The organism is Pseudomonas sp. NPDC088414, from assembly GCF_044753325.1.
Taxonomy (GTDB): Bacteria; Pseudomonadota; Gammaproteobacteria; order Pseudomonadales; family Pseudomonadaceae; genus Aquipseudomonas.
Genome location: NZ_JBIVMY010000052.1, coordinates 1 through 13,489, shown reverse-complemented (window position 1 = coordinate 13,489; position 13,489 = coordinate 1). Strand labels below are relative to the sequence as shown.

At 60.1% G+C, this 13,489-nt stretch carries 10 protein-coding genes; all 10 read left to right on the top strand.

Features of this window, described 5'->3' with window-relative positions; genetic code table 11:
* The first annotated feature begins 87 nt into the window (after positions 1-87).
* The 10 genes from bamA to tilS all read left to right on the top strand — a co-directional run bounded on the left by bamA (position 88) and on the right by tilS (position 13,262).
* Positions 88-2,427 (top strand): outer membrane protein assembly factor BamA, encoded by a 2,340-nt coding sequence (gene bamA / locus ACIP8I_RS26510; protein WP_400764841.1) that lies wholly within the window; start codon positions 88-90, stop codon positions 2,425-2,427.
* A 45-nt stretch (positions 2,428-2,472) separates the two neighbouring features.
* Positions 2,473-2,976: an OmpH family outer membrane protein gene (locus ACIP8I_RS26505; protein ID WP_400764839.1), complete on the top strand. Its 504-nt coding sequence runs from the start codon at positions 2,473-2,475 to the stop codon at positions 2,974-2,976.
* Between the two features lie 3 nt (positions 2,977-2,979).
* Complete coding sequence (lpxD, locus tag ACIP8I_RS26500; protein WP_400764838.1) at positions 2,980-4,035, top strand: UDP-3-O-(3-hydroxymyristoyl)glucosamine N-acyltransferase; 1,056 nt, start codon at positions 2,980-2,982, stop codon at positions 4,033-4,035.
* 106 nt (positions 4,036-4,141) lie between these two features.
* A complete protein-coding gene (gene fabZ, locus ACIP8I_RS26495) occupies positions 4,142-4,582 on the top strand; it encodes a 3-hydroxyacyl-ACP dehydratase FabZ (protein WP_003222142.1) in 441 nt (146 codons plus the stop codon).
* Positions 4,579-5,355, top strand: coding sequence for an acyl-ACP--UDP-N-acetylglucosamine O-acyltransferase (gene lpxA / locus ACIP8I_RS26490; RefSeq protein ID WP_123587099.1), 777 nt, complete (start codon positions 4,579-4,581; stop codon positions 5,353-5,355). The genes fabZ and lpxA overlap by 4 nt, the downstream gene beginning before the upstream one ends.
* Before the next feature lie 2 nt (positions 5,356-5,357).
* Positions 5,358-6,488 carry a lipid-A-disaccharide synthase gene (lpxB, locus tag ACIP8I_RS26485; protein WP_260525077.1) on the top strand — a complete coding sequence of 377 codons (1,131 nt, stop codon included), beginning with the start codon at positions 5,358-5,360 and terminating at the stop codon, positions 6,486-6,488.
* An 8-nt stretch (positions 6,489-6,496) separates the two neighbouring features.
* Positions 6,497-7,123 (top strand): ribonuclease HII, encoded by a 627-nt coding sequence (gene rnhB, locus ACIP8I_RS26480; RefSeq protein ID WP_400764842.1) that lies wholly within the window; start codon positions 6,497-6,499, stop codon positions 7,121-7,123.
* A 76-nt stretch (positions 7,124-7,199) separates the two neighbouring features.
* Positions 7,200-10,721 carry a DNA polymerase III subunit alpha gene (dnaE, locus tag ACIP8I_RS26475; RefSeq protein ID WP_007964283.1) on the top strand — a complete coding sequence of 1,174 codons (3,522 nt, stop codon included), beginning with the start codon at positions 7,200-7,202 and terminating at the stop codon, positions 10,719-10,721.
* A 139-nt stretch (positions 10,722-10,860) separates the two neighbouring features.
* Positions 10,861-11,808: an acetyl-CoA carboxylase carboxyltransferase subunit alpha gene (locus ACIP8I_RS26470; protein WP_064586192.1), complete on the top strand. Its 948-nt coding sequence runs from the start codon at positions 10,861-10,863 to the stop codon at positions 11,806-11,808.
* Between the two features lie 125 nt (positions 11,809-11,933).
* A complete protein-coding gene (tilS, locus tag ACIP8I_RS26465; RefSeq protein ID WP_400764835.1) occupies positions 11,934-13,262 on the top strand; it encodes a tRNA lysidine(34) synthetase TilS in 1,329 nt (442 codons plus the stop codon).
* The last annotated feature ends 227 nt before the right edge of the window (positions 13,263-13,489 follow it).

The following is a 13,489-nucleotide window of genomic DNA, read 5'->3' as shown; positions in this document are numbered from 1 at the left end:
CCCCAAGTCGCCCCACACTCTACACGGCCACATCGAAAACCAAAGCACTACACGCAACCCCGGCCGCCCCCTGCCGTCCTCCCCGTATTGTTTATCGCCTCCGGGCACGCCGAGTCCTTCTCTATCTCTGATATTCGCGTCAACGGCCTCCAGCGGGTCTCCGCGGGTAGCGTCTTTGGTGCCTTGCCGTTGAACGTCGGCGAGCAGGCGGATGATCGTCGCCTGGTGGAATCCACTCGTGCGTTGTTCAAAACCGGTTTCTTTCAAGATATCCAGCTGGGCCGCGAAGGCAACGTTCTGGTGATCACGGTCGTCGAACGTCCGTCGGTCGCGAGTATCGAGATCGAAGGCAACAAGGCGATCTCTACCGAAGACCTGATGAAAGGCCTGAAGCAGTCCGGTCTGTCCGAAGGCGAGATTTTCCAGCGCGCCACCCTCGAGGGTGTCCGTAACGAACTGCAACGTCAGTACGTTGCCCAGGGCCGTTACTCGGCGACCGTCGATACCGAAGTGGTTTCGCAGCCGCGTAACCGTGTGGCGCTGAAAGTGAAGATCAACGAAGGCACCGTGGCTGCCATCCAGCACATCAACGTGGTGGGTAACACGGTCTTCCCTGATGACGATCTGATCGACCTGTTCGAGCTGAAAACCACCAACTGGCTGTCGTTCTTCAAGAACGACGACAAGTACGCCCGTGAAAAACTCTCCGGTGACCTGGAGCGTCTGCGTTCCTACTACCTGGACCGTGGCTACATCAACATGGATATCGCTTCGACCCAGGTGTCCATCACCCCGGACAAGAAACACGTCTACATCACCGTCAACATCACCGAAGGCGAGAAGTACACCGTTCGTGACGTCAAGCTCAGCGGTGACCTGAAGGTGCCTGAAGACCAGGTCAAATCGCTGTTGCTGGTGCAGAAAGGCCAGGTGTTCTCGCGCAAGCTGATGACCACCACCTCCGAACTGATCACTCGCCGTCTGGGTAACGAGGGTTACACCTTCGCCAACGTCAACGGCATACCTCAGCCGCATGACGATGATCACACCGTGGACATTCTGTTCGCCGTCGATCCGGGCAAGCGCGCCTACGTCAACCGCATCAACTTCCGTGGCAACACCAAGTCCGAGGACGAAGTGCTGCGCCGTGAAATGCGCCAGATGGAAGGTGGCTGGGCTTCGACCTACCTGATCGACCAGTCCAAGACCCGTCTGGAGCGTCTGGGCTTCTTTAAAGAAGTGAACGTCGAGACACCGGCTGTTCCGGGTGTCGACGACCAGGTTGACGTGAACTACGCCGTTGAAGAACAAGCCTCCGGTTCGATCACCGCCAGTGTCGGTTTCGCCCAGAGCGCCGGTCTGATCCTCGGTGGTTCGATCACTCAGAACAACTTCCTGGGTACTGGTAACCGTGTGAGCGTGGGCCTGACCCGCAGCGAATACCAGAGCCGCTACAACTTCGGCTATGTTGACCCGTACTGGACCGCCGATGGCGTGAGCCTGGGTTACAACGCGTTCTATCGCACCACCGACTACAAAGACCTCGACGTCGACGTAGCGAGCTATGCGGTAGACAGCCTGGGTGCCGGCGTCAACGTTGGCTACCCGATCAGCGAGACTTCGCGTCTGACCTTCGGTCTGTCCGCGCAGCAGGACAAGATCAAGACCGGTCAGTACACCGTTGACGAAATCTTCGACTTCGTTAACAAGGAAGGCGACAACTACCTGAACTTCAAGGCTTCGGCCGGCTGGTCCGAGTCGACCCTGAACAAGGGCGTACTGCCGACCCGTGGCCGTTCCCAGAGCCTGACGCTGGAAACCACGATTCCAGGCAGCGACCTGTCGTTCTACAAACTCGACTACCGTGGCCAGTTGTTCCAGCCGATCACCGAGAACTACACCCTGCGTCTGCACACCGAGCTGGGTTATGGCGACGGGTATGGTTCGACCGACGGCTTGCCGTTCTATGAAAACTACTATGCTGGTGGTTTCAACTCGGTTCGTGGCTTCAAGGATAGTACTTTGGGTCCTCGTAGTACCCCAAGTCGTGGTACTAACCCGGGCACTTCGGTCGACCCGGACCAGGATCCGCTGCCGTTCGGTGGCAACGTATTGATCCAGGGCGGTGTCGAGGTTCTGTTCCCGCTGCCGTTCGTCAAGGATCAACGCTCCCTGCGTACCTCGGTATTCTGGGATGTGGGTAACGTTTTCGATTCGCAGTGCAAGGACACCACCAACGCGAATGGCTCGACGTCCAACACCAAGTGTAACGACATCAGCCTGAGCAACATGGCCAGTTCCGTTGGTGTGGGTGTGACCTGGGTCACCGCACTGGGTCCTCTGAGTTTTGCTCTGGCGATGCCGGTCAAGAAACCGGATAACGCTGAAACTCAAGTGTTCCAATTCTCCCTCGGCCAGACGTTCTAAGCGTCTGACCCAAGATAACGACAATGGATTTTGTAGGAGTGCATCGTGCGTAAGTTGACTCAATTGGTTCTCCTGGCCTCCGTACTGGTGGCAGGCCCGGCGTTCGCCGACATGAAAATCGCCGTTCTGAACTATCAGATGGCATTGCTGGAATCCGATGCGGCCAAGAAATACGCCGTGGATGCCGAAAAGAAGTTCGGTCCGCAACTGACCAAGCTCAAGACCCTGGAAAGCAGCGCCAAGGGCATTCAGGATCGCCTGATGGCCGGTGGCGACAAGATGCAGCAGGGCGAGCGTGAGCGTCTGGAGCTTGAATTCAAGCAAAAGGCCCGTGACTTCCAGTTCCAGTCCAAGGAGCTGAACGAAGCCAAGGCTGTTGCCGATCGCGAAATGCTCAAGCAACTGAAGCCGAAACTGGATAGCGCAGTGGAAGAAGTCATCAAGAAATGTGGTTTTGACCTGGTGTTCGAGCGTGGCGCAGTGATCGATGTCAAACCTCAGTACGACATCACGCGCCAGGTTATCGAGCGCATGAATCAGCTGAAGTAACCCATGACCGTGACTATCAAGCTCGGCCAGTTGGCCGAGTTCCTCGGCGCCACCCTGCGTGGCGACCCCGAGAAGCAAATTACTGGGCTAGCCACCTTGCAGGAGGCTGGCCCAGCTCAGTTGAGCTTTCTGGCAAATCCTCAATATCGCAAATACCTGGCAAGTTCCCAGGCGGCTGCGCTATTGCTCAAGGAAGCCGATGCCGAAGGTTTTGCCGGTAACGCGCTGGTGGTGCCGGATCCTTATCTGGCTTACGCCCGTATCTCTCACCTGTTCGATCCCAAACCGAAAGCCGCTGCGGGTGTTCATCCCACGGCGGTGATTGCGCCGGATGCGCTGGTTGATCCAAGCGCCAGCATTGGCCCGTTCGTGGTGATCGAGGCCGGTGCGCGCATCGGTGCGCAGGTCACTCTGGGCGCCCATTGCGTCATCGGTGCCCGCAGTGAAATCGGCGAGGGCGGCTGGCTCGCCCCGCGGGTCACGCTGTACCACGACGTGCGCATCGGCAAGCGGGTGGTGATCCAGTCCGGTGCCGTGCTCGGCGGTGAAGGCTTCGGTTTTGCCAACGAGAAAGGTATCTGGCAGAAGATCGCCCAGATCGGCGGCGTGACCATCGGCGACGATGTCGAGATCGGCGTCAATACCGCCATCGACCGTGGCGCGCTGGCAGATACCGTGATCGGCAACGGCGTGAAACTCGACAATCAGATCCAGATCGCGCACAACGTTCAGGTCGGTGATCACACCGCGATGGCGGCGTGTGTCGGTATCTCCGGCAGCACCAAAATCGGCAAGCATTGCATGCTCGCCGGTGGTGTCGGCCTGGTTGGGCACATCGATATCTGCGACAACGTTTTCCTGACCGGGATGACCATGGTGACCCACTCGATTACCGAGCCAGGCGCCTATTCTTCCGGCACAGCCATGCAACCGGCGGCCGAATGGCGCAAAAGCGCGGCCCGCATCCGTCAGCTCGATGACCTCGCGCGACGTTTGAAGCAGCTGGAAAAGCGCGTCGGGGAAGTGACCCCCGGCAGCAATGCTTCATCTGATGGCTGATACCATTTCCATATCAAGTGTGCACAGCCTCTAGACTGCCTCCTTGATTTGCTAGAGGAGTGCGCGTCAGTCGCGCTCCCAATCTTTACATAGGCTTCCCCCCGAAATGATGGACATCAACGAGATTCGCGAATACCTGCCTCACCGTTACCCGTTCCTGCTGGTGGATCGGGTGGTGGAACTGGACACTGAAGGCAAGCGCATTCGCGCCTACAAGAATGTCAGCATCAATGAGCCATTCTTCAACGGCCACTTTCCGGCGCACCCGATCATGCCGGGCGTACTGATCATCGAAGCGATGGCCCAGGCTGCCGGGATCCTCGGTTTCAAAATGCTCGACGTGAAACCGGCCGATGGCACCCTTTACTACTTCGTCGGTTCCGACAAACTGCGTTTCCGCCAGCCAGTGCTGCCGGGCGACCAGTTGATCCTGGAAGCCAAGTTCATCAGCTGCAAGCGTCAGATCTGGAAATTCGAATGCCAGGCTTCGGTCGATGGCAAGCCGGTCTGCTCGGCTGAAATCATCTGTGCGGAACGCAAGCTATGAGTTTGATTGACCCTCGCGCAATCATCGATCCGTCGGCCGTTGTGGCTGACGGCGTCGAGGTCGGCCCGTGGTCGATCATCGGCGCAGGTGTGGAAATCGGCGAGGGTACTGTGATCGGACCGCATGTGGTCCTCAAAGGCCCGACCCGCATCGGCAAGCACAATCGCATCTACCAGTTTTCCTCGGTCGGTGAAGACACCCCTGACCTGAAGTACAAGGGTGAGGAAACCCGTCTGGTGATCGGTGACCACAACGTCATTCGCGAAGGCGTGACGATTCACCGGGGCACCGTTCAGGATCGTTCGGAAACCACCCTTGGCGATCACAACCTGATCATGGCCTATGCCCACATCGGACATGACAGCGTCATCGGCAACCACTGCATTCTGGTCAACAACACCGCGTTGGCCGGGCATGTACATGTTGACGACTGGGCGATCCTTTCCGGTTTCACCCTGGTGCATCAGTACTGCCACATCGGCGCCCACAGCTTTTCCGGCATGGGCACTGCCATCGGCAAGGACGTTCCGGCGTTCGTGACCGTGTTCGGCAACCCGGCCGAAGCGCGCAGCATGAACTTCGAAGGCATGCGTCGTCGGGGTTTCAGCGAAGACGCGATTCATGCGCTGCGTCGCGCTTACAAAACCGTGTATCGCCAGGGCCTGACCGTGGAGCAAGCGTTGGCCGAACTGGCCGAGCCTGCTGCGCAGTTCCCGGAAGTTGCGCTGTTTCGTGACTCGATCCAGTCGTCGACTCGCGGCATCACCCGCTGATCATGGCCAGTCTGCGTATTGCGCTGGTGGCGGGAGAGGCTTCCGGTGACATTCTGGGCGCCGGCCTCATGCGCGCCCTCAAGGCTCAACACCCGGCGGTCGAGTTCATCGGTGTCGGCGGTCCGTTGATGCAGGCCGAGGGCCTGACGTCTTACTTCCCCATGGAACGTCTGTCGGTGATGGGCCTGGTGGAAGTGCTCGGGCGGCTGCGCGAGTTGCTCAAGCGCCGCAAGGACCTGATCGCCACGTTGATCGCCGAGAAACCTGACGTGTTCATCGGCATCGACGCTCCCGATTTCAACCTCAACATCGAACTCAAGCTGCGTCAGGCCGGGATCAAGACCGTGCATTACGTCAGCCCTTCGGTGTGGGCGTGGCGCCAGAAGCGTGTGCTGAAGATTCGCGAAGGCTGCGATCTGATGCTCACCCTGTTGCCGTTTGAAGCAAAATTCTACGAAGAGAAGGGCGTGCCGGTGCGGTTCGTCGGTCATACGCTGGCCGATACCATTCCGTTGCAGGCCGATCGCGCCGCAGCGCGTGCCGAACTCGGCCTGCCTGACGGGCCGCTGGTGGCGTTGATGCCAGGCAGTCGCGGTGGCGAAGTTGGCCGTCTCGGTGCGCTGTTCCTGGATACAGCCGAGCGTTTGCGAGCCATGCGGCCGGGGCTGCGCTTCGTCATCCCGTGCGCCAATGCCGAGCGTCGCGCTCAGCTAGAAGAGTTGCTGGTTGGCCGCGACTTGCCGGTCACCCTGCTCGACGGCAAATCGCATCTGGCCCTGGCAGCGTGCAACGCAGTGCTGATCGCCTCCGGCACGGCGACGCTTGAAGCCTTGCTGTACAAGCGACCAATGGTTGTTGCGTATCGCCTGGCGCCGCTGACGTTCTGGATTTTAAAGCGCATGGTCAAGAGCCCGTACGTGTCACTGCCGAATCTGTTGGCCCAACGGCTGTTGGTGCCGGAACTGTTGCAGGATGATGCGACGGTGGAGGCATTGGCCCAGACCCTGGCGCCGCTGATCGAAGGCGGCGAAGAGCAGACCCGAGGCTTCGACGAGATCCACCGCACACTGCGGCTGGATGCTTCCAATCAGGCGGCGGATGCCGTCCTCAACCTGATCGGGCAGAAACCATGAGCAAAACAATGCAGATGGGCCTGAATTTCACCCTGGTCGCCGAAGTCGAAGAGCTGGTGGCCGGTGTCGACGAAGTCGGTCGCGGCCCGTTGTGCGGCGCGGTGGTGACGGCGGCGGTGATCCTCGATCCGAACCGGCCGATCCTCGGCCTCAACGACTCGAAGAAACTCACCGAAGCCAGGCGCGAGAAGCTCTACGACGAGATCATCGAAAAGTCCCTGAGCTGGTGCATCGCCCGCGCCGAAGTCGAGGAAATCGACGAGCTGAACATCCTCCATGCGACCATGCTCGCCATGCAGCGCGCGGTGGCCGGGCTGCATATTCAGCCGAAACTGGCGATGATCGACGGCAACCGCTGCCCGAAACTGCCGATGCGCGCCGAAGCGGTGGTGCAGGGCGACGGCAAGGTGCCAGCCATTGCTGCCGCGTCGATTCTGGCCAAAGTCAGTCGCGATCGGGAAATGGCCGCGTTCGAATTGATCTACCCGGGTTATGGCATCGGCGGTCACAAAGGCTACCCGACGCCCGTTCATCTGGAAGCGCTGGCACGGCTGGGGCCGACGCCGATTCACCGGCGCTCGTTCGCCCCGGTGCGTCAGGCCTACGAGGCGCTTGAAGGTCTGATGCAGGTTTAGTCGCAAGGCTGATGTTTTGTTCGAGGCCCGGTACAATCCGGGCCTTGTTGTCTCTATGTAACTGGACAGGATCACTATGCCGGCTTCATTCGTTCATCTACGCCTGCACACTGAATACTCCCTGGTCGACGGGCTGGTGCGGATCAAGCCACTGGTCAAGGCGCTGACCGGCATGAACATGCCGGCGGTGGCGGTCACCGATCAGAACAACATGTGTTCCTTGGTCAAGTTCTATAAAAACACCATGGGCGCCGGCATCAAGCCGATCTGCGGCGCCGACCTGTGGCTGTCGAACAAGGATCCGGACGGGCCATTGAGCCGGATCAGCCTGTTGGTGATGAACGCCAAGGGTTATCGCAATCTCACCGAGTTGATCTCGCGCGGCTTCATCGATGGTCAGCGCAACGGCATGATCATCATCGAGCGCGAATGGGTCGCTGAAGCCAACGAAGGCCTGATCATGCTGTCCGCCGCCAAGGAAGGCGAGATCGGCATGGCCATGATCAGTGGCAACCCGGACGAAGCCGAGACGTTGGCGCGCGAATGGATGGCGGTGTTTCCGGATCGTTTCTATCTGGAAATCCAGCGCACCAATCGCCCCAACGATGAAGAGCAGTTGCACGGTGCCGTGGCCCTGGCCGACAAGCTCGGCGCGCCGCTGGTGGCGACCAACGATGTGCGTTTCATCAAGCAGGAAGACTTCGCTGCCCACGAAACCCGCGTGTGCATCGGTGAGGGGCGGGCCCTCGACGATCCGCGGCGTTCGAAGAATTACAGCGACCAGCAATACCTCAAAAGCGCCGAGGAAATGGCCGAGCTGTTCAGCGACATTCCCGACGCCATCGAAAACACTGTCGAGATCGCCAAGCGCTGCAACATTGAAGTGAAGCTGGGCACGCACTTCCTGCCCAACTTCCCGATCCCCGATGGCATGACCATCGACGAATATTTCCGCAAGGTGTCCTTCGAAGGTCTCGAAGAACGCCTCGCGGTGCTGCTGCCCAAGGACACCACCGAAGATTACGAAGCCAAGCGTCAGGTCTACGTCGATCGCTTGAATTTCGAGCTGGATATCATCATCCAGATGGGCTTCCCCGGTTACTTCCTGATCGTGATGGACTTTATCCAGTGGGCCAAGAATAACGGCGTGCCGGTAGGTCCTGGCCGGGGGTCGGGTGCCGGCTCGCTGGTGGCTTACGTGCAGAAGATCACTGACCTTGATCCGCTGGAATACGACCTGCTGTTCGAACGTTTCCTTAACCCGGAACGGGTCTCGATGCCCGACTTCGACGTCGACTTCTGCATGGACGGTCGCGACCGGGTGATCGACTACGTGGCCGAGAAATACGGCCGCAACGCGGTAAGCCAGATCATCACGTTCGGTTCCATGGCCGCCAAGGCTGTGGTGCGCGACGTGGCGCGGGTGCAGGGCAAGTCCTACGGCCTGGCGGATCGTCTGTCGAAGATGATTCCGTTCGAAGTCGGCATGACCCTGGAAAAAGCCTACGAGCAGGAAGAGATCCTGCGCGACTTCATCAAGGTCGATGAAGAAGCGGCGGAAATCTGGGAGATGGCGCGCAAGCTTGAGGGCGTGGTGCGTAACGTCGGCAAGCACGCCGGTGGTGTGGTAATCGCGCCGACCAAGCTGACCGACTTCTCGCCGATCTATTGCGACGAGGCCGGTGACGGTCTGGTAACCCAGTTCGACAAGGACGACGTGGAGGCCGCCGGTCTGGTGAAGTTCGACTTCCTCGGCCTGCGCACCCTGACGATCATCGACTGGGCGCTGAAAACCATCAACCGCGACCGCGCCAAGGTCGGCGAAGAGCCGCTGGACATCGCGTTCATTCCGCTGGACGACAAACCGACGTACAACCTGCTGCAGAAAGCTGAAACCACCGCGGTGTTCCAGCTTGAATCGCGCGGCATGAAAGAGCTGATCAAAAAGCTCAAGCCCGACTGCCTGGAAGACCTGATCGCACTGGTGGCACTGTTCCGTCCGGGCCCGCTGCAATCCGGCATGGTGGACGATTTCATCAACCGTAAGCACGGGCGCGCCGAACTGGCGTACCCGCACTCGGACTACCAGTACGAAGGTCTCAAGCCGGTACTGGCGCCGACCTACGGCATCATCCTGTATCAGGAACAGGTGATGCAGATCGCTCAGGTCATGGCCGGTTACACCCTTGGTGGTGCGGACATGCTGCGGCGAGCCATGGGTAAGAAAAAACCCGAGGAAATGGCCAAGCAGCGCGGCGGCTTCATTGAAGGTTGCGCGACCAACAACATCGACGCCGACCTCGCCGGTAACATTTTCGACCTGGTGGAAAAATTCGCCGGTTACGGCTTCAACAAATCCCACTCCGCCGCCTACGGCCTGGTGTCTTACCAGACTGCCTGGCTGAAAGCGCACTACCCGGCGCCGTTCATGGCCGCGGTACTCTCGGCGGATATGCACAACACCGACAAGGTCGTGACCTTGATCGAGGAAGTGCGCACCATGAAACTGCGCCTCGACGCGCCGGACGTGAACACTTCCGAGTTCAAGTTCACGGTGAACGACGACGGCCGCATCGTCTATGGCCTCGGCGCGATCAAGGGCGTCGGCGAAGGTCCGGTGGAAGCGATCACCGAGGCCCGTCAGGATGGTCCGTTCAAGGATCTGTTCGACTTCTGCGCCCGGGTCGACCTCAAACGCATCAACAAGCGCACGCTCGACGGTCTGATCCGCAGCGGCGCGCTGGATCGCCTCGGCCCCTACTTCCACGATGAGCAAAAGGCTTATCAGGCCAACATCGACCGCAACCGCGCGGTGCTGCTGGCGGCGATGGAGGAGGCGATCAAGGCCGCCGAACAGACTGCCCGCACCCACGACAGTGGTCATGCCGACCTGTTTGGCGGGCTGTTCGTCGAAGAAGATGCCGACGTCTACGCGACGCACCGCAAGGCCAAGGAACTGACCCTCAAGGAACGCCTCAAGGGTGAGAAAGACACCTTGGGCCTGTACCTGACCGGGCACCCGATCGACGAGTACGAGGGCGAGATTCGCCGTTTCGCCCGGCAGCGCATCATCGACCTGAAACCGGCTCGCGACACGCAAACCGTGGCCGGGATGATCATTGCCCTGCGGGTGATGAAGAACAAGAAGGGCGACAAGATGGGCTTCATCACCCTCGATGACCGCTCGGGGCGGATCGAAGCGTCGCTGTTCGCCGATGCGTTCCACTCCGCGCAGTCGCTGTTGCAGACCGACGCGATGGTGGTGGTCGAGGGCGAAGTCAGCAACGACGACTTCTCCGGCGGCCTGCGCCTGCGGGTCAAGCGGGTGATGAGCATGGAAGATGCGCGGACCAATCTGGCCGAAAGCCTGCGCCTGAAGCTGCACACTCAGGACTTGAAAGGCGATCAGCTACGCTGGTTGGGTGAGCTGCTCAAGCGTCACCGCGGGGCGTGCCCGATCACCATGGAGTACACCAGTCCCGATGCGAAGACCTTGCTGCAGTTTGGCGAGACCTGGCGAATCGACCCGGCGGATGCGTTGATTCAAGCCCTGCGTGACCAGTTCGGGCGAGACAACGTCTTCCTCCAATACCGTTGACCGGCAAGTGCCATGATTGCGCTTGCCCGCAACCTGAATTTTTAATCTCGACCTCAGCGCGCCTCTCCCTTAAGGTAGGGCGCGAATAGACAACCGGCCGGCCCAAGCTCATTTGGGACACGACCCAAGACGGACGCCTATGAACCCGAATTTTCTAGATTTCGAACAGCCGATCGCCGACCTGCAAGCCAAGATCGAAGAGTTGCGCTTGGTCGGTAATGACAATTCGCTGAATATCGGCGATGAGATCTCCCGCCTGCAGGACAAGAGCCGCACGCTGACCGAAGACATTTTCGGCAAGCTGACCAGCTGGCAGATCGCACGCCTGGCGCGTCACCCGAAACGCCCGTACACCCTGGACTACATCGAGCACATTTTCACCGAGTTCGACGAACTGCACGGTGACCGTCACTTCTCCGACGACGCGGCCATTGTGGGCGGCGTGGCACGTCTGGAAGACCAGCCGGTGATGATCATCGGCCACCAGAAGGGCCGTGAAGTGCGTGAGAAGGTACGCCGCAACTTCGGCATGCCGCGTCCGGAAGGCTACCGCAAGGCTTGCCGTCTGATGGAAATGGCCGAGCGCTTCAAGATGCCGATCCTGACCTTCATCGACACCCCGGGTGCCTACCCGGGCATTGACGCTGAAGAGCGCAACCAGAGCGAGGCTATCGCCTGGAACCTGCGCGTGATGTCGCGTCTGAAGACCCCGATCATCGCCACCGTTATCGGGGAAGGTGGTTCCGGCGGTGCCCTGGCGATCGGTGTCTGCGATCAGCTGAACATGCTGCAATATTCGACCTACGCGGTGATCTCGCCGGAAGGTTGCGCTTCGATTCTGTGGAAAACCGCCGAAAAAGCGCCGGATGCCGCTGAAGCCATGGGCATCACCGCCGAGCGCCTGAAAGGCCTGGGCATTGTCGACAAGGTGATCGGCGAGCCACTGGGCGGCGCTCACCGTGATCCGGCCGCTGCCGCTGCCTCGATCCGTGCCGAACTGAGCTCGCAACTGGCGATGCTGAAGAAGTTCGACAACGAAGCGCTGCTCAAGCGTCGTTACGATCGTCTGATGAGCTACGGTCTCTAAGTCGACTGCGCAGTACCCCTGTAGGAGCTGCCGCAGGCTGCGATCTTTTGATTTTGCTGTATCAAGATCAAAAGATCGCAGCCTGCGGCAGCTCCTACAGGGTTCTTTATGAAGCGACCCTCTCTATGAATCCTTCGAAGAGTGATTTGCCATCTCGGCTTATGTCGAGCCTTGAGCCCTGGCGCAACGCCGCTCAGTGGCGCATCGCCTTCTCCGGTGGTCTGGATTCCACCGTCCTCCTGCATCTGCTAGCCCATCTCGCTAAACACCATTCCCTGCCAGCGCTCAGCGCCATCCATATCCATCACGGTCTTCAGGCTGCGGCCGATGCGTGGCCGGAACATTGTCAGTCGGTCTGCGATGCGCTGGGCGTTTCTTTGCAAGTGATTCGGGTGTCAGTACAACCCGGCGCCAGTCTGGAGCGGGCAGCGCGGGAGGCGCGCTATGCGGCGTTCACCTCGCTGACCGAGGCGGATGAGGTGCTGCTGACCGGGCAACACCGTGATGATCAGGCCGAAACCCTGTTGTTTCGCTTGATGCGCGGTGCCGGTGTTCGCGGACTGTCGGCGATGCCGACGCAGCGACCGTTGGGGCAGGGCACGCTGCTGCGGCCATTGCTCGACACCACGCGCGCCGAGCTTGAGGCGTACGCCCGCGCGCATCAGTTGCGCTGGATCGAAGACCCGTCAAACGAAGATCGGCAGTTCTCGCGCAACTATCTGCGCCATCAGGTACTGCCGTTGCTTACCGCACGCTGGCCGCAGGCGCAGGCAAGCATGGCCCGCAGCGCGGCGCATCTGCGCGAGGCGCAAGGTTTGCTTGATGAGCTGGCGCAGCTCGATCTGGCGCAAGCCTCCACGCCGAGCGAGTTTCCATGGCTGGGCCTGCCATCGCTGGAGCTGACGCCGCTGGCGAATTTGTCCGCTGCTCGTCAGCGCAACGCACTCAGCCACTGGCTGGAACCGCTGACTCGGCTGCCCGACACTGACCATTGGTCGGGTTGGGACAACCTGTGCGGTGCTGCCAACGATGCTTCGCCGATCTGGCGTCTGGCCGACGGTGAGCTGCATCGCAGCGCCGGCCGGGTATGGTGGTTGAGCGGCAACTGGCTGCGCGCGCCGGCGGGCAGTTGTGAGTGGCCTGACCCGTCGACAACGCTACGCTTGGCGAATAACGGACGTGTCATGTTCAGCGGGCAGACTCCCGACGGGCCATTACGGATTGCCTATCGGCAGGGTGGCGAGGTGATGCACCTGGCGGAGCGCGGCCATCGCGATCTCAAGCGCCTGCTCAATGAACGCGTGGTGCCGGCCTTCGTCCGTGGCAGATTGCCGCTGCTGTTTCGTGGTGCAGAATTGCTCGCCGTGGCGAACCTGCCGGGCCTTGACGGGCAGGGGCCGGACGGCTGGAAATTGCATTGGCAGCCAACAGACGAAGATCAAGGTTTGAGATGAAAGGGGCATTCCGGTAGACTACGCTCCCTTCTTGATACAACTTCTGTGGATTCGCCTGAATTGCAGGAGTTGCCGATTACCAAGCAGTCTTTGCTGGGCGATTCCAAAAAATGTGTAGCGAGCAACGTACCGGTGTTTCATCTGCCGGTCTGTCCCAACGCGGCGGTTTTTTTGAAAGGTGCACTGTGATTAATGCAGGTGATCGGGGGCTTCGGCCTTCCTTCGCT

Excerpts from the sequence above, each read along its gene's own strand:
- ACIP8I_RS26470 (WP_064586192.1), top strand. The coding sequence starts at position 10,861 with ATGAACCCGAATTTTCTAGATTTCGAACAGCCGATCGCCGACCTGCAA.
- lpxB (WP_260525077.1), top strand. The coding sequence starts at position 5,358 with ATGGCCAGTCTGCGTATTGCGCTGGTGGCGGGAGAGGCTTCCGGTGAC.
- dnaE (WP_007964283.1), top strand. The coding sequence starts at position 7,200 with ATGCCGGCTTCATTCGTTCATCTACGCCTGCACACTGAATACTCCCTG.
- rnhB (WP_400764842.1), top strand. The coding sequence starts at position 6,497 with ATGCAGATGGGCCTGAATTTCACCCTGGTCGCCGAAGTCGAAGAGCTG.
- lpxD (WP_400764838.1), top strand. The coding sequence starts at position 2,980 with ATGACCGTGACTATCAAGCTCGGCCAGTTGGCCGAGTTCCTCGGCGCC.
- lpxA (WP_123587099.1), top strand. The coding sequence starts at position 4,579 with ATGAGTTTGATTGACCCTCGCGCAATCATCGATCCGTCGGCCGTTGTG.
- fabZ (WP_003222142.1), top strand. The coding sequence starts at position 4,142 with ATGATGGACATCAACGAGATTCGCGAATACCTGCCTCACCGTTACCCG.
- tilS (WP_400764835.1), top strand. The coding sequence starts at position 11,934 with ATGAATCCTTCGAAGAGTGATTTGCCATCTCGGCTTATGTCGAGCCTT.